A 16676-nucleotide genomic window follows, 5' to 3' on the forward strand; every position below is an offset into this window, starting at 1 on the left:
TGCAGACTATTAGACTCCATCTTTAAACAATACAATAAAGGGGTTATTCGGATGGATGTTTCAGGCACTCAGCTTATTGCAGGATTATTGCTAGGTGTAATTGTCTTAATATTATTAGTATTGAAAACAAAGATCCACGTTTTTTTAGCTTTGCTAATCGCTGCGTCAATTGCAGGTCTTATCGGGGGGATGGCTCCTGCAACGGTAGCAGATACAATTACAGCCGGATTTGGTAGCACATTAGCTTCCATCGGAATTGTAATCGGGTTAGGTGTTATGATGGGCCGTCTATTGGAAATTTCAGGTGCGGCCGAAACACTTGCCTATTCATTGATTAAATTTGTCGGTAAAAAGAAAGAAGAATGGGCTTTAGCGGTTGCCGGCTTTATCGTTTCTATTCCTATTTTCGTAGATTCGGCATTCGTTATTTTAAGCCCTTTAGTTAAAGCGCTTTCAAAAAAAACCGGTAAATCAGTTGTTGCATTAGGTGTATCACTAGCTGTCGGTCTCGTAATTACCCATTCATTAGTTCCACCGACTCCGGGCCCACTCGGTGTTGCGGGCATCTTCGGGGTTGATATCGGTATTATGATCGGGTTAGGTATACTATTCGGAATTCCGATGCTAGTGGCAGGTGTTCTTTACGCTAAATGGTTAGGGAAGAAAATCTACCAGATTCCCGATGATTCTGAATCCGGTTTTATTCGTCCAGATGCAAAAATGGCATATAATGAATTTGTCGCATTAGCAGATGAACGTTCAAAAGAATTACCTTCTTTAACACGTTCATTTATGCCTATTTTAATACCTATTATTTTAATATTTTTAAATACAACTCTAGAAGCACTAGAATTAACAGACGGATTTTATAGTTATTTAATTTTCTTAGGTAAACCGATTATCGCTGTTTCTCTCGGTTTAATTGCCGCGATCTACTTATTAACGGGCAAATTAAATCGTCTAGAAACACTTGAGCGTATGGAGGAAGGTATTCAAACAGCAGGTGTTATTTTACTTGTAACAGGTGCTGGTGGTGCATTTGGATTCGTTTTACGTGAAAGCGGTGCTGGTGATTTCATTGCAACGAAAATTGCAGATTTACCTCTCCCTGCTGTACTAATTCCGTTTTTAATTGCTACGATTGTCCGATTGATTCAAGGTAGCGGTACTGTAGCCATGATTACAGCTGCATCCATTTCGGCCCCTATTTTAGTATCGTTAGATGTAAATATGGCCTTGGCTGCTCAAGCCGCTGCCATGGGTGCCCTAATTTTCTCTTACTTTAATGATAGTTTGTTCTGGGTTGTTAACCGGATGCTAGGCATTAAAGAAGTGAAGGAACAGATTCTCGTTTGGTCTGTCCCTACAACAATTTGTTGGTTCGTAGGATTAATTACATTATTAATCGCTAATGTCTTTATATAAAAGATGGATTAAAGGCTGTTCAGAAAGGTAATCCTTTCGAGCAGCCTTTCGTTATTTTTATTTCTTTACGCTCCCCCAATCCATAAAAATTTCGCCTCTCGAAAAGCTCCCAAAAAATGTTATAATCCAGTAAGAATCATTTTCACCATTACAACCAGTTGCACTCAGTTTTTGAGTCGTTTAACAGAAAGGACTAGAAATGCTAGCAAGATTTTTTACGTATTATAAGCCGCATAAGCGATTGTTCATCATCGACTTTTCGTGTGCGGTATTTGTGGCCGTTTTGGAATTACTGTTCCCGATGGCTGTGCAGTGGTTTATCGATGATCTGCTCCCGACAAACGATTGGGGCATGATTACCAAAATCAGTGCACTTCTTTTACTGACGTATATTTTAAGTACAGGCATGAACTTTGTCGTGAACTATTTAGGCCATAAGCTTGGGGTCAATATCGAAACCGATATGCGCCAGCAGCTGTTCAATCATGTGCAGCGCCAACCTTATACGTTTTTCGATAATATGAAAACAGGTCATTTAATGAGTCGTATAACGAATGATTTATTTGATATCGGTGAGTTTGCGCATCATGGTCCGGAAGATTTGTTCATCGCGATGATGACATTTATCGGGGCGTTTACGATTATGTTCAATATTAATGCGACCCTGGCGACAATTATCCTGATTTTCGTTCCGTTTTTAATTGCGGTCATGTATTGGAGCAACAGACGAATGAAAAAAGGCTGGAGCGTTATGTACACTGAAATTGCGAACGTCAATGGCCGCGTAGAAGACAGCTTCTCCGGTATTCGTGTCGTGAAATCTTTTACGAATGAAGAATTCGAAACGAACCGCTTCAAAGACCAGAATGCCCTATTCCGTAAAGCGAAAATTTACGCATACAAAGTAATGGCAGGCACACATTCAAGCATTTATATTTTAACTCGTTTGCTGACTTTACTTGTGCTTGTCGTTGGGGCATGGCTTTCAAACAACGGCGACCTTTCATACGGGGAGTTTGCGAGCTTTATTTTATTCACGAATGTTCTAATTAAGCCGATCGATAAAATCAGTGCATTGCTTGAAATGTATCCAAAAGGAATGGCTGGCTTTAAACGTTTCTGCGATCTGCTGGACCAGGAGCCAACAATTGTCGACAGTCCAAATGCGATTGATGTTGACCATTTAAATGGCGATATAGAGTTTAAAAACGTGGACTTCAAATATGCAGACAGTAAGCAAGTACTGAACAATCTATCCTTCAAAGTGGAAGCAGGAAAAACGGTTGCCTTTGTCGGTCCATCCGGTTCAGGGAAAACGACGATCAGTGCGCTCATCCCCCGTTTTTACGATATTACGGACGGTGCGATTACAATTGATGGTTACGATATCCGCGATCTAACACAGCAGTCGCTCCGTAAGCAAATCGGTACAGTACAGCAGGATGTATTTTTATTTACAGGTACTATTCGTGAAAATATTGAATATGGTAAATTAGGCGCAAGCTTCGAGGATATTAAAGCAGCAGCTGAGCAGGCAAACTTGCTAGAATTTATCGAGAATTTACCGGATGGTTTTGAGACGGAAATCGGTGAACGTGGTCTGAAATTATCGGGTGGTCAAAAGCAGCGTCTTGCGATTGCGCGTATGTTCCTGAAAAACCCGCCAATTTTAATATTGGATGAAGCTACATCTGCTCTTGATACAGCTACAGAACGGATTATCCAGCAGTCATTAAATGATTTGGCGAAAAACCGTACGACATTAATTATTGCACACCGTTTAGCGACAATTCGCGATGCGGACTATATTTTCGTTGTCACACCAAATGGAATTGAAGAGCAAGGCACATATGAAGAGCTTGTCGCAAAAGGCGGTATTTTTGCAGGGCTACATCATGCATAAACATTAAAATTAAGATTAGGTGGATGATTGCGGTCATTCACCTTTTTTTCAACTAAATGGAGGGGGTTTTTTGATGAGTATTCCAGTAATTGATTTACATTGTGATGCATTATGGCGCATGCAGCAGGACGGCCACCGGTTTAACGATGGACTGCTTGATGTAAATGCCGATAAACTTCGCGCAGGAAATGTGATGGCACAGGCGTTTGCGATTTATGTTTACCCCACTTTAACATTGGATGAAAAACGGGCCGCTGCTTTCAAACAGATCGCACATTTTCAGCATGAAGTGCTAAATGAACAAGTTGTGCATATTAAGAAGTGGACAGATTTTGAGAAGCTTCAGCCGGGACAAACTGGCGCTTTTTTAACGATTGAAGGCGTAGATTTTTTCGGGGGCGATATTGATTTTTGGCACCAATTCCGTGAGCTGGGCGTGTTATCGATCGGGCTTACATGGAATTACTCAAACGAAGCAGCAGACGGTTTACATAGTACATCACAGATTGGCGTTACACCGTTTGGCAAAGAAATCATCCAGCTGAATAATAAGCATCGGCTGTTCACCGATGTCACCCACCTGCATGAACGAAGCTTTTGGGGGGTCATCGAGCATGCCGACTATGTAATTGCTTCTCACTCAAACGCAATGGCTATTTGCAATCATGAGCGGAATTTGAATGATGCACAAATAAAAGCGATGATTGAAAAAAATGCGCCGATTCATGTAGTGTATTATCCTGAATTTATAAACGGTACAAACAGAGCAAGCATGACTGACTTGATTCGTCATATTGACTATATTTGCACACTTGGTGGTAAGCATTTAATCGGTCTTGGATCAGATTTTGATGGGATCGATGCAAAGATTCCCCATCTTGAACATTCTGGAATGCATCAAAATCTCATTAATGAGCTGTTAAAGTATTACAGTGAACAGGACGTGCGTGGTTTTGCATCTGCGAATTTCTTGAAGCATTTGCCGAAATAGGCTGTAACATCAGGTCCTCTTCGGTTTCGTGCTATACTAGAGGAACTTATGAATGAGAGGACGTTTTACTATGAACGGCAAAAACCGAAGCGATGTCTATCCAGGCTTGGAAGTGGATATCATACTGAAACAAGACCAGCGTACAGGGAAAACAACACGCGGTGTCGTAAAAGACTTACTGACAAACAGCAGCTCCCACCCACATGGCATTAAAGTGCGGTTGGCTGATGGACAAATTGGACGTGTGTGTCAGACTTATCCGAAATAATTGTTGTGCTATCCTCGCTTGTGACGCAAGTTAGGAATATATTCGCATTTTGAGGAATATTTTCAGCTAAATGAGGATTATGAAGTGTAATTTGAGGATTATTTAGTATGGACTGAGGATTATGTTAATACAAGTGAGGATTAAAAATTTAACTTTAATCAAAACGTACTCCACCACTTACATTCGTAGGTAGTGGAGTTTTTTCAAAGAGCCATTGGAAATAAATAATAGCCTCAAGTGAGGACCAGATTATAATCCTAAAAAAAGTAATACGTCTTTTAACATTGACAAATCATTAGTATATTCCCATCCGGGTCTTTAAAATTAAAATAATGATTATGTTCAATTTCTGTAATCACTTCAACCCCCTTATTCCTCATAAAGTGAAATGCCTCTTCGATGTTTTTCGTATTTAAGTGGAACGCTGGTGTTTTAAATAAGCTGTGCTCTGAATAAATTTTGCTATCTAACACAATTCCTGTACCTTCCATAGGCAGAACATAAAGATGACCAAACTGAATTTCTCCATCTGCTGTCACCCCTAGAATGTCGCAGTACCAATCGCATGCGTTTTCAATATTACTTACGGGGATAAAGACTGTGCCAATCTGTTTTAAGATAGGATTATCCATAAAACACCTTCCTTATTAATTTTGGGCTCCTAAAGTATTCGGCTTAAAAAATTAAATCCCTTTATTTTTTCCTTCTTACACTAAGTGTCCATTAAATGAAAAACGAACCCTTACCCTGTTAAAGGATAAGAGCTCGTTTTGATAGATCAAGATTTCACTGAAGTACCCTTAAGGTGAATTAGGTTGATCTTTGTTTTTTGAAGCGGCACTTGCCGGATTAGCGTTTCCGGATTGCTTTTGTTCATTTTTATGTTCTTTAGGTTGTTGTGGTGCCGGGCTTTGGTTACCTTTATTGGGATTTCTGTTTCCTTGTTCAGGGTTACTTGATTCCCTCTTCTCCTTCTCTAGAGGAGATTCCTTGGGTTTTTCCTTTTGTTCTTTAATAGGCTTTTTAACCGTTTCGTTCGATTGTTGACTTTTATTTTCGCTTGCTTCCTTCGCATTTTCATTCTTGTTATCCATATCATTAGCCGGCAATGAAGGGGGTGATTCCTTATTGATAGAAGTATCCTTTTCTCTATGCTCATTTGCTGGATTGTTTTTCAGATCCTCATCGATTTCTGAAGACGGCTTTTTTTCCTTCTCCGGTTTAATTTGTTGGCTTTCCTGGAATTTATAAATCGACATTTTCTGCTCATTGGCAATCGTTCTTTCTTCAGTTGTGCTTTCGCCAATTTTTATAGTCAATTCTTCATTTGCGATTTGTACATCACGAACTGCATTTCCAACGATTTTTTGCACCTTTTGTTGTTTTTTTGTATTTTCATAGATAATGATTATTTTAATTGGCTCACTGATATCTTTTGCTGTTAATTTCTTAAAAGCCGAATTTAACACTGTGCTGATTGAACTGCCTTCCCAATGATCAAGGCCATTTTCCGTTTCAACAGACGTACCATTCAAATATCGTAAAATAATGACCTCTCCTGACTCATTAACACCAAGTTCCATTGCCGTGTCTGACTCCAATTGAACATAGGCCATCACTTCATCACCCCTAGGAATTAAAGATGCTACGATGGAAAGAAGAAGCACTGCCGCTATCATAACTGTTCCCAATAATCGCGGCTTCACTTTCCCCTCAAAAAGAGAAGGCGTATTTATTAGATGAAAATCGACTTCATCTCCAATATTCGATGATCCACCTATTGGAACACCACGTAAAAATTCGCCTTTTTCCGTTAGAAATACAGTATATTTTTCTTCTATTTCGAAAACAACACCCCTGTATGTCCGCATCATATAAATTCCCCTTTTATATATTCCTTTATGTACACAAAGTGACTATTAAGCAGTAACGCAACTGCGATTATATATTTTCTCTGTCGCTCGATCGTCTTTCTAGAAACTTCGATAGTCGATTCAAGTTCTTTTACCGGCAATTTTTTATTTGCAATAAGGTAAGTATAGAATTCAGGTGTTTCTGCGATGATTTGAGCAATTTGAATAGCCATCCTCCTTGAATCTGTATGTTTTGGAGATGACTTGGCCAGCTCTTGGAATGATAGACCATAACTCTTTAAAAGCCCGGTAAATTCTATAATCTCTTCACGACGTTCTGCTGCTTGTTGTTCTCTTGAATAGGAGACGATTGACGATTGATCAAATAGGTACTGTTGGACATCTAAGCCTGTAGTGTCATTCTCTTCTTTCAATAAATGAATGACATCGTTTCTCGTTGATTCTTTTCGAAAATAATCGATGAGCCTCCGCTTTATTATCAAATGTGAAAATGTCGTTAACGATGATTTTTCTTCCGGATTGAATTGTAATACCGCGTCATGAAAACCGCTCATTGCAATACTGAATTCGTCATCATGCTCATCAATTGCTCGTTTGCATACGAAAGAGGCAGTTTTTTTCATAAACGGAGTGAATTGGATAAGAAGATCGTTCATGACCTTCTTATCGCCACTCTTTGCCATCAATACAAGCTCATTCAATGCTGCATCTGATTTTTTATTGAATACTTCTTGCATGAATGACAAAAACATAGATTTCCCTCCGTTCCCATTAATATCGATTGTTCCTGATTTTAATGGGTTTAACTTAAATTTGAAAAGAAATTTTATATTATAAATCTGCTATTCTTTTCTTTTTTCAATTCTTTTATTATTCTTTATTCGTTTTACGTTCTTCTTTTAAAGCTTCACGCTCTGCTTTTTGTGTTAATTTTAGTTCTTGTCTTTGCTCTCTTTGTTGTGAATTTAATCGGGCTTGAGGAGCAGGAGCCTTTTCAGTTTTTTCAACTTTCTCCTGTTTCACTTTAGCAGGCTGTTCTTGTTTTGACGGCACTTCCTGCTTCACAGTTTCTTGTTTCACCTCATTTTGCTCAGAAATCTCTGTTTCCGGTTGCTCAGGTACTTCTACTTTTGGCTGTTCATTAGTTTTTGACTGTTTATTCTCCCATTTTTCAATGGAACGTTCCATATTGCGTTCGATTGCTGCCTTGGCAGTCGGATTTTGAACCTTTTCATATGCCTTTCCAAGCGCATTCAAATTTTCCGCAGTATACCCTTCCGGAACTTCTGGAAGAACTTTTTCTTTTACTTCTTTATTTTCTGCCGCATTATCTTCAGTTACTTTTTCTTCAGTCGCCTTTTCTTCTACCACTTTGTCTGTTTCAACCTTTTCATCAACTGGCAATTGAACAGTTTCAGTTGGTTCTTTTACTAAATCCGTAGTCAATTCTTTTTCATGTTGGGTTACTTCAATTGCTTGATTTTCTTTTTCATCCGCTAATGCATAGCTTGTCCCAGTTACTGCTAATCCTGCAATAAGTAGTGCTACACTCGTTTGTTTCCATTTCTGCATTATCAATCACCTCTATATTTTTTTGCCCTTTTTAGGACATACAAGTTATTCGTATGGGATTTATGTTTTGAGGGGGTCGGTAAAAAATTTTGTAATAACTTAACGGTGTTTATTGTTCTACCAATCTAGACAATATCCCTTAATATTGCTCTTAACTACTTCTTTTAGGTCAAAAATGTTTATTTTCTTTCTAGTTACGCTAACAATATTGAAACATCTAGATTACTTTATTAAACTTAGTTACGAAAAGTAATCATTAAGAGTGTGACCTACATATTGTAGATCACTTTATTTTTCACTCTTTAACTTACTTTTAATAAGTAATTTACCAAAGGTTATTAGGAGGCATTTATTATGACAAAACAACAATGGGCATCATTACTGGTACGGGTAGTATTTGGTTTTATGTTCTTTTACCATGGATTTGTTAAGTTTCAAGGTGGAATCGAGAATACAGCAGGTTACTTCGAGTCACTTGGTTTAATGAGTGGTCTTGCATTTGTAGTGGCAATCATCGAATTAGTTGGTGGTTTATTATTGATCCTTGGACTTGGTACTCGTGTAATTGGTGCATTATTTGCGGTAATTATGATTGGTGCAATCTTCACAGCTAAACTTTCACTTGGATTATTTGGTGACGGTACTTACGCTGGATATGAATTAGAAGTTGTATACGTAGCACTAGGCATTTATTTCATGTTTGCCGATCGTTCTCCATTATCACTTGATGCTAAATTAATGAACAAAGCAGATTAAACAGTGAATACAGAAAAGGAGCAAAAGATGTCCATATCACTCGACTCTTTTGCTCCTTTTTGCATTTCACTTTACTTTTGAGTATCCAATGTATCCCAGAAACTGATATCAGCAGTTTCAATTGAACGATCTGCTATTGCTTGAACCGCAGCATCAAGTGTTGTAATCGTTTGTTTGATTAAATAACCATTACTTTTTTGACCTATAACTGCCGATTCATTGAAGTGATCGGACATTCCGCGCATTTCAAAAAGAAGTGTAGCAATATCATATTGAACTGCGGCGCCATTACGACCGATATTCTCACCATTGCCGCCATTATATTTCGCTAAATGTCCCCATCCGGTAGAATCCACGGCATTAAATACAACAGCTCCCAATTTTTTCGATTTCTCTAATACTTCCGGCTTTACTTTATCATTTGTAGGATAAAGCATAGATCCAGATACTAATTTTCCGTCTCGTCTTGCTTGAGTACCTTGATGATGCAGATCAATCATGTAGTCAATTTCATACTTTTGTAAAACATTTTTATGAAGAGCCTGTGTTTCCGGGTGCACTTTATCAACATGATCACGATTTAAGTCTGCCCCTACTGCATTGTATCGGGTTAAATTACGTCCCCCGTCAGCGATATAATCATCAAGAGAAAAGTCGACATCTCCCATCGCACCATCTGCATTTAACATAGGCACAATAAGAATATTGACCTTATCAAGAACACCTTTTGTTTTACCTGTTCCAAGATGCTTGATAAATTCCAATGCACCTTCTGTAGTTAATTGTTCATTACCGTGCTGTTGTGTCAAAAATAGTATTGTCGGGTTATTTGGATTAGTAATATATTTTGCCATGTAAATATCTCGTTTTTTTACAGTTTGACCGATCACTTCGAGCTGCATAGCATCTTGTTTCGCGTCTTGCTTTTTTAGATAATTTACCATTTCATCGTAAGTATAAAGAATTGACGTTTGAATCGATTCATTTCCGCCATAATTCGGTCCTTCACCTACTGCATAGGCAGTTAATGAACCAGGCGTAACGGCTCCCAGTGCCAAAATACCAGTTAAGGATAGTGCTAATGCTTTCTTTTTCATAAGACCCCTCCATTACTTGAATTTTCAAAATTATTAAATAATAATTTATACTTTTAGAATATCCATCAATTTGATAATCGTATATAGAGGGAATCTATCAATTTACTTGCATCCCAGGTAGAGCTATTGTTTTAATTCTCCATTAATGGTGTATATTTTTTTACTCATTATTTCTCTGTTCTTTTTAAATTTTTATAGAGTAAAAGTCACTAAGCTGTTGTAAGGTAATTAAAAAATGCACAAAAAGCTAAGCTGCTTTTCGCGCATTATATTTACAGTTTCACTTCAAACATAGCCTCTGTTTTTTCCTGCACTTCCTCCAGTGTCACTCCGTCCTGAAGCTCCACTAGCTGCATCTTCCCATCTTGAAAATCAAAAACCGCCAAATCGGTAATTAACCGGTGAACGACACGTTTGCCTGTCAACGGCAATGAGCATTCACGTTTCACTTTCGATTCACCGTATTTGTTCGTATGTTCCATAATGACGATGACCTTTTTCGCGCCGACAACTAAGTCCATCGCCCCTCCCATCCCTTTTACTACTTTTCCGGGAATCATCCAGTTGGCCAAGTCCCCCTCTTCCGAAACTTCCATTCCACCGAGAATAGCCAAATCAATATGCCCGCCGCGAATCATCGCAAAGCTTTCCGCGCTATCAAAAAATGTAGCCCCTACTTTTGCTGTGACCGTTTCCTTCCCTGCGTTGATCAGATCTGCATCGACTTCTGTTTCTGTCGGGTACGGTCCAATTCCGAGCAGGCCGTTTTCCGACTGCAGCATCACATTATAATGTTCAGGAATTTCATTTGCGATCAAAGTTGGCATGCCGATACCTAAATTTACATATGTTCCGTCCTGAATTTCCTTCACTGCGCGTCGGATAATTTTCATGCGTGCTTCCATTATGCTTCCTCCCTTACAGTGCGGCGTTCAATTCGCTTTTCAAATGACTCGCTATGGACGATATGCTGCACATAAATGCCTGGCAGATGAATTTCGTCCGGATCCAGTTCGCCTGTTTCGACAAGCTGCTCCACTTCTACAATTGTCACTTTACCTGCTGTCGCACAGAGCGGGTTAAAGTTGCGAGATGTTTTACGGAACACAAGATTTCCGGAGCGATCCGCTTTCCAGGCTTTCACAAGCGCAAAATCCCCTGTAATCGCGCGTTCAAGCAAGTATGTCTTGCCGTCGAACTCCTTCGTCTCTTTCCCCTCTGCGATTGGTGTACCAACACCTGTTGCCGTATAAAATCCTGGTATACCCGCACCGCCAGCACGAATACGTTCCGCCAATGTACCCTGTGGTGTCAACTCCACTTCAAGCTCACCGTTTAAAAATTGCTGTTCAAATGTTTTATTTTCCCCTACATATGAAGCGATGATTTTCGTAATCTGCTTGTCTTGCAATAGAACACCGAGTCCGAAATCATCGACTCCACAGTTATTGCTGACAATCGTCAGATTTTTTGTTCCTTTATCTTTTACTGCCTGAATTAGATTTTCCGGAATACCGCATAACCCGAAGCCCCCCACTAATAATACAGCTCCATCGTCTATTGCCCCAATCGCCTGTTGTACAGAAGCTACTACTTTGTCCATGTCCTTATCCCCTTTCACATCCATACAAAATATTCTACAAAAAGACGAGATTCCCTTTAAAAATCCATTTTTCTTTATATAGTTTGGCGGTTCGGCAGGCGTTTTCTAATAAACTTTTAAATGTTCTAATATATTTTTATTTGTTCTAATATACTGTCGGTTTTCTAATATATTACCGAGATGTTCTAAAATGTCTGCGCTTTGTTCTAATATCTCCAGCACATTTTCTAATACCCACGCTGTTGTTCTAATATCCCGCTCAATTGTTCTAATAAAATCAGCCCCCATCTCCCTCAGCAAAAAAGCCAAACCGCCCCTGAAGAACAGTCTGACTTTCCTTTTAATTTTGTTTTTCATGAGGTGCTTGATAAATTCCAATTTCCTTTGTATTCGGATCGCGAACAATGCGCTGATCGTCTTTTAACGGAATAATATCCGGATCATCCACGTCACTGCTGCGGCCAAAATCTCCTGCAACACTTGTATTCGGCAATGCTTCATATTTTTTTTCAGGCTCGAATGGTACAGGACGTTCATCCATTACCTCTTTGTTAATGAGGTTCGAAGGATTGGAACGGTTTGTAATCCAATCATCAAGTGTATGACCTGTCCAATCTTCTTCATTAAATGGGTCGGTACCGGTTATTAGCAGTTTCCCGCCATCTTCAATTATTTTTTCGTATTCAAGCCGCTTATTGTCCGGTAAACCGAGGCGGCGAATTTTCTCTTCAATTGGCGATTCCTTCGTCAACGCTGTTTTCAATATACTGCGGACACCATTTGTAGTAATTAACGACACTTGCTGATCACGTGCGATTGAATGAAATTCATCTACATCCTTTGTTAAAACATAAATATGTGTACCTTCCAATTCATTATCCGGTCTACGTAATTCCTGGAGTTTTTCTAGCAATTCCTGTTTCGTATAGGCAACATCAATTTTCTGTTTCGGCTCATCAAAAAACATTTGCATCCCTCCATTAAATTATTCGTAAGTACCTTTTCCCCATCTACCTCACACAAAACCTATTTTAAAATAACATGCAGGCGGTAAACTCCAATTCCCATTCAAGTAAAAAACTCCTTTTCGTTTCGTTTATGTATTCATTTCCTTTTAAAATGGGATCTTCCTCTCTCCACTCAACACTTTAAAACATTCTGTTGATTGCTTCATATATGGATTCATTTTAAACTAAATACAGTAATCAACAAGTTGTTCAACACTTTTCAGGAGGAATCATATATGAATAAGAAATCAAAAATTATTTTTGCCGCTTCACTAGCCATTATTGCTTTTATGATCGGAAAAGCGTTTATTTTAGATGAGTCCAGCAAGATGTATTTGGTCATCTTTTCCTTTGTCGGATTAGGGTTAGCTATGCTGCGTCTCTTTATTAATGGGATGTTTAAAAAGGTGAAAGGTAAACCTGTCGGATTGAAATTGCTATTCTTTGCCGTTCTTCTCGGCTGCGGTATTCCGTTTCAGAACTGGTTCCGTACAGATATCCTGCTTTCGATGAACCGCGAATATTTAGTGCCTTGCATTATCGTAACTGTTGCTAGTGTATTTTTCATGACAGTTCTTTCCGGCGTAATCTTTCACCGTAAACGTGCACCTAAATTAGAAGAAATTTCTTTTGAAGAAATAGCAATATAAAAATAGCGAAATCCCGTTACAAAGCTAATAATATTCTGTAACGGGATTATTTTCCCTTCATATCAAGTTAACGTTTCGATTTTTTCATAAATTTCTTTCAGCATAATATCATAACGATCCCCGTTTAAATAAAAATTGCAAACATAGATCCCACTTCTTCTCTCTGTCAATTCATTCGCTACCGGAATTTCATTATGTAAATAAAGCGTTGAATGGGAACCGTTTATAAGATTTTGAAAATGCAGTGTATCGTACGTTATATTTTCTTTCGTAAAAGCAAAATGCCCTTTCGCTGCATCATAATAAACGATTGGAATGATTGCCTCTTCATAAATCTTAATATATTCATCCCGGGAAGCTTGTCCAAATTCAGTTGGCGTAATAAAAAGTGCATCAAATTGTAAAGTTGAATCCGTAACCACTTCTTCAATTGCCTCGAATGTAATTGATACAATTTCTATATTGGTATTATAATGATCTTGGAACTCTCCTAAAACAGCAATTTTTAACGGCATCCCCTCATACGCGACTATTTCATCCGAACACCCTGCTAATAATAGAAGTCCGACCAGAAATAATACTTTTTTCATGTATATCTCATCCTTTCTTAGATGAATTGTATACTAGGATGCTATCAAAACTTGCAAATTATTCGTCAGGGAATAATTAAAGGAGCTGCCGACAATGCGGCAACTCCTTTCGTTTTTTTATCAAAATTACACTTTATATTCTTTGACAATAACATCCAACTTCTCAGCCAATTCAGCAAGCTGTTCTGTCGTTGCCACAACACTTTCCATCGTGGCACTTGTTTGAACGACTGTGGCCGTCGTTTCTTCTACGCTAGCTGTTGTTTCCTCTGTAATCGCTGAAATTTCCTGCATGGAGTCATTGATTTCCTGCCCTTGCTTGCTCATCGATTGTAGCTGAACAAGCACTTGCTTCATAAACTGATCCATTTGCAGTACAGAGCGTTCAATTTCTTTAAACGTTTCGGCAGTAACAGCAAGCTGCGATGAACCTGCTTCAACTGTCGTAAAGCCTTGCTGTAATGAATGGCTTAATTCTTTTGTTCCGTACTGAATTGTACCGACAATCGTTGTGATTTCCGTTACCGATTTGCCCACTTGTTCGGCGAGTTTTCGTACTTCCTCGGCTACAACGGCAAATCCCTTTCCATGTTCGCCTGCACGTGCTGCCTCGATGGATGCATTTAAGGCTAGTAGATTTGTCTGATTGGCGACATCTTCAATGATTTTTACAAATGAGGAAATTTGGCCAACACGCTCGCCTAAATCCTCCATCTTTTCAATCGCTGTATGCATCATTCCATGAATTTGTTCCATTTGTCTATTTGAAGTTCCCATCATTTTTGCACCTTCTGATGATAGGGAAAGAACGTTATGCGATAGCATCCCAAGCTTCGTTCCTTGCTCAGTCGTTTCATTTAATGTATGAGAAAAGTCCGTTACCGCTTCGTACACTTCCGAAATCTCATTTGTCTGCGTCTCAATGCCGCGCGACAGTGCTTCCATCGTTTCGGCAATGGCCAGTGCTCCTGTAGAGACTTCATTTGTCGATTGGGCAAGCATTGTACTTTGAGCTGATACATCGCTTGATGCAGAAGAAACCTCCGAGATTGTCCCGTGCAGATTTTCCTGCATAACTTTTATATCCGTCATTAACCGCCCAATTTCATCTTGACGTCCATGGTCATCCATACGCTGTGTCAAATCACCTTTACTTAGCATATGCATCAATTGTGAAGTATGGAAAATCGGCTTTGTTAAGGAGCGACTATAGAATAATGCGACAAGGACAGCAAGAATGATTGTGGTGATCAAAATTATAACGCTCATGTTAATCATGCTGGCCATCGCGATTTGCGACTCTTCTATATTTTGTACGATATGTATTCCACCGATAACTGAAGTAGCAGCAGGATCCCTCATTGGTAAAAAGCTTTCGATTATTTGCCTGTCATCATTTTTCAGTCGGTTTGCTTTTCCGGCCAATACATCCGAAACCGCCTCACCAGTTAGTTTCATTCCGATATTTGCTTGCTCGGATGATTCGACAATTTCACCCTCACCATCAAGAAGTTGAAGCGACATACCTGGGAATAGATTTTGCACTTCTGCAATAAACTCATTGCCAAGGCCTATTTGCAATGTTCCAACGATTTGTCCATTTACTTTAATAGGGGCAAAAGCTCGTACAGCCAACCCACTTGAGCCATACTCAAATCCGCTGAAAGCATTTCCTTCAAGTGCACCTTGAATTGCGGAAATATCGGACTTATCATCCCCGAACTTTTCAGGGTTATGACCTCTTAAATACACCGTGCCCTTTTCATCGCCAATTTCCATAACCGCCAGTTTATGCTGTGCTTTTAATTTGTTAAATAATGCTTCACCATCAGAATGAACAGCAGCACGATCATCATTCATCAGCAATTGCTGAATCTCCTGATCTCTTGCATACAGCTCGACTAAATATTGCAGATCAGCTGCGGTTTGTTCAAAATATTGGGTAACACCTAGTTCGATTTCATTTTGCTGACCATATTGAACATCTTCGAAGCTGTTTGACGTCGCAAAATAATTGTACGTAACCATCGTAAAAACAGGAATAATTCCAACTAATAACAAAATGATCATTAGCCGGGTTTTTAAACTTTTAAATTGCATAATAACTCCTTTGGTGAAATCTCTCCGTATTTTTGAATAAATTCCTCATCTATATTTTTTTATACAACATTCAATTCTATTATGTAATTATCTCGAATTCAAATTAAGTGCGGGTAAATAATATTACACAAATGCAATATTAAGCAGCTACTTGCGTTGCAAATAAAAATGCATGAGGAAATCGAAGTTTCCTCATGCATTCATTCGTATTATTGACCAAATTCCGTTACGAATTCAGAAAGCTCTTTACGTACTCTTACATTTGGCACATTATCGTAATAACCAAACTGAAACATCGAAATGACACGCTCATGTGGCTGTGCGTTTAATGCTTCCCGGAATTTCGGGTTGTCTAAGAAGCCCGGTGTTTTCCAGCAAGTGCCGATGCCTTTTTCCCATGCCAGCAGTTGCACATTTTGCAAATAGCAAGCGGCTGCCGCATAGTCTTCCAATCGTTCTTTTTGACGAACGTCTTCTGTCACAAGCACAAATGCGTACGCACCGGCCAATGTGAATTTTTTCATTTGTATTTCAAGCGCATCTTCTGAAAGCTCCTGCCATTTCGGAACTGCAAGGTCTCGAAGCAGTTCATGTACTTTTGGCAGCTGCTCCTCTGCACCTACTACAATACGCCATGGTTGGCGGTTGCCGTGATTCGGTGCCCATTTTGCATCATCCAAAATATCCATTACCGCCTTTTTGTCAACTTGCTGTCCGTTAAACAGTTTAATCGAACGGCGTTGCAATACTGCATCTCTTACTGATAAAGTCATCGCCAAATCCTCCTTCAATTACTACTATTACATTAGCATGAATGATCTATATTTAACATATTACAAT

The 16676-nt window shown here is 39.0% G+C and carries 18 protein-coding genes; 6 read left to right on the top strand and 12 right to left on the bottom strand.

What is annotated here, in order from left to right; all coding sequences use genetic code 11:
• Positions 1-51: 51 nt before the first annotated feature.
• The 4 genes from ABS917_RS05665 to ABS917_RS05680 all read left to right on the top strand — a co-directional run bounded on the left by ABS917_RS05665 (position 52) and on the right by ABS917_RS05680 (position 4587).
• Positions 52-1425 (top strand): GntP family permease, encoded by a 1374-nt coding sequence (locus ABS917_RS05665; RefSeq protein WP_350478086.1) that lies wholly within the window; start codon positions 52-54, stop codon positions 1423-1425.
• A 199-nt stretch (positions 1426-1624) separates the two neighbouring features.
• Entirely contained in the window at positions 1625-3328 is a 1704-nt protein-coding gene (locus tag ABS917_RS05670) for an ABC transporter ATP-binding protein (protein ID WP_350478087.1), read from the top strand.
• A 73-nt stretch (positions 3329-3401) separates the two neighbouring features.
• Positions 3402-4319 carry a dipeptidase gene (locus ABS917_RS05675; protein ID WP_350478088.1) on the top strand — a complete coding sequence of 306 codons (918 nt, stop codon included), beginning with the start codon at positions 3402-3404 and terminating at the stop codon, positions 4317-4319.
• Positions 4320-4389: 70 nt separating this feature from the next.
• Entirely contained in the window at positions 4390-4587 is a 198-nt protein-coding gene (locus ABS917_RS05680; RefSeq protein WP_340799923.1) for a YwbE family protein, read from the top strand.
• Between the two features lie 278 nt (positions 4588-4865).
• On the opposite strand, the gene ABS917_RS05685 is transcribed toward ABS917_RS05680, so the two are convergent.
• The 4 genes from ABS917_RS05685 to ABS917_RS05700 all read right to left on the bottom strand — a co-directional run bounded on the left by ABS917_RS05685 (position 4866) and on the right by ABS917_RS05700 (position 8033).
• A complete protein-coding gene (locus ABS917_RS05685; RefSeq protein ID WP_350478089.1) occupies positions 4866-5219 on the bottom strand; it encodes a VOC family protein in 354 nt (117 codons plus the stop codon).
• A gap of 168 nt (positions 5220-5387) precedes the next feature.
• The gene (locus ABS917_RS05690) at positions 5388-6458 is read right to left on the bottom strand and encodes an anti-sigma factor domain-containing protein (protein ID WP_350478090.1); all 1071 of its coding nucleotides are present in this window, start codon (positions 6456-6458) and stop codon (positions 5388-5390) included.
• Positions 6458-7213 carry an RNA polymerase sigma-I factor gene (sigI, locus tag ABS917_RS05695; protein ID WP_350478091.1) on the bottom strand — a complete coding sequence of 252 codons (756 nt, stop codon included), beginning with the start codon at positions 7211-7213 and terminating at the stop codon, positions 6458-6460. Before sigI ends, ABS917_RS05690 begins: the two co-directional genes overlap by 1 nt.
• Before the next feature lie 118 nt (positions 7214-7331).
• Positions 7332-8033 (bottom strand): hypothetical protein, encoded by a 702-nt coding sequence (locus ABS917_RS05700; RefSeq protein WP_350478092.1) that lies wholly within the window; start codon positions 8031-8033, stop codon positions 7332-7334.
• A gap of 354 nt (positions 8034-8387) precedes the next feature.
• Between ABS917_RS05700 and ABS917_RS05705 the strand changes: the two genes are divergently transcribed.
• The gene (locus ABS917_RS05705; RefSeq protein ID WP_350478093.1) at positions 8388-8789 is read left to right on the top strand and encodes a DoxX family protein; all 402 of its coding nucleotides are present in this window, start codon (positions 8388-8390) and stop codon (positions 8787-8789) included.
• A gap of 71 nt (positions 8790-8860) precedes the next feature.
• On the opposite strand, the gene ABS917_RS05710 is transcribed toward ABS917_RS05705, so the two are convergent.
• The 5 genes from ABS917_RS05710 to ABS917_RS05730 form a co-directional block, all read right to left on the bottom strand.
• Positions 8861-9886, bottom strand: a complete 1026-nt coding sequence (locus tag ABS917_RS05710; protein WP_350478094.1) for a M14 family zinc carboxypeptidase — start codon at positions 9884-9886, stop codon at positions 8861-8863.
• Between the two features lie 272 nt (positions 9887-10158).
• Positions 10159-10791 (bottom strand): 3-oxoacid CoA-transferase subunit B, encoded by a 633-nt coding sequence (locus ABS917_RS05715; RefSeq protein ID WP_483316048.1) that lies wholly within the window; start codon positions 10789-10791, stop codon positions 10159-10161.
• Positions 10791-11489 carry a CoA transferase subunit A gene (locus tag ABS917_RS05720; protein WP_350478095.1) on the bottom strand — a complete coding sequence of 233 codons (699 nt, stop codon included), beginning with the start codon at positions 11487-11489 and terminating at the stop codon, positions 10791-10793. The genes ABS917_RS05715 and ABS917_RS05720 overlap by 1 nt, the downstream gene beginning before the upstream one ends.
• 105 nt (positions 11490-11594) lie before the next feature.
• Positions 11595-11777 carry a phosphomannomutase gene (locus ABS917_RS05725; protein WP_350478096.1) on the bottom strand — a complete coding sequence of 61 codons (183 nt, stop codon included), beginning with the start codon at positions 11775-11777 and terminating at the stop codon, positions 11595-11597.
• 52 nt (positions 11778-11829) lie between these two features.
• Positions 11830-12456, bottom strand: coding sequence for a YflT domain-containing protein (locus tag ABS917_RS05730; RefSeq protein ID WP_350478097.1), 627 nt, complete (start codon positions 12454-12456; stop codon positions 11830-11832).
• A gap of 276 nt (positions 12457-12732) precedes the next feature.
• Here ABS917_RS05730 and ABS917_RS05735 point away from each other — a divergent pair, with 276 nt between their 5' ends.
• A complete protein-coding gene (locus ABS917_RS05735) occupies positions 12733-13146 on the top strand; it encodes an MFS transporter permease (RefSeq protein ID WP_350478098.1) in 414 nt (137 codons plus the stop codon).
• A 62-nt stretch (positions 13147-13208) separates the two neighbouring features.
• Here the strand turns inward: ABS917_RS05735 and ABS917_RS05740 are convergent, their stop codons facing one another.
• The 3 genes from ABS917_RS05740 to ABS917_RS05750 all read right to left on the bottom strand — a co-directional run bounded on the left by ABS917_RS05740 (position 13209) and on the right by ABS917_RS05750 (position 16609).
• The gene (locus tag ABS917_RS05740) at positions 13209-13736 is read right to left on the bottom strand and encodes a hypothetical protein (RefSeq protein ID WP_350478099.1); all 528 of its coding nucleotides are present in this window, start codon (positions 13734-13736) and stop codon (positions 13209-13211) included.
• Between the two features lie 126 nt (positions 13737-13862).
• Positions 13863-15836, bottom strand: a complete 1974-nt coding sequence (locus ABS917_RS05745) for a methyl-accepting chemotaxis protein (RefSeq protein WP_350478100.1) — start codon at positions 15834-15836, stop codon at positions 13863-13865.
• A 209-nt stretch (positions 15837-16045) separates the two neighbouring features.
• Positions 16046-16609: a nitroreductase family protein gene (locus ABS917_RS05750; RefSeq protein WP_350478101.1), complete on the bottom strand. Its 564-nt coding sequence runs from the start codon at positions 16607-16609 to the stop codon at positions 16046-16048.
• Positions 16610-16676 lie beyond the last annotated feature (67 nt).

The sequence above is a fragment of the Solibacillus sp. genome (genome assembly GCF_040273735.1).
GTDB lineage: Bacteria > Bacillota > Bacilli > Bacillales_A > Planococcaceae > Solibacillus.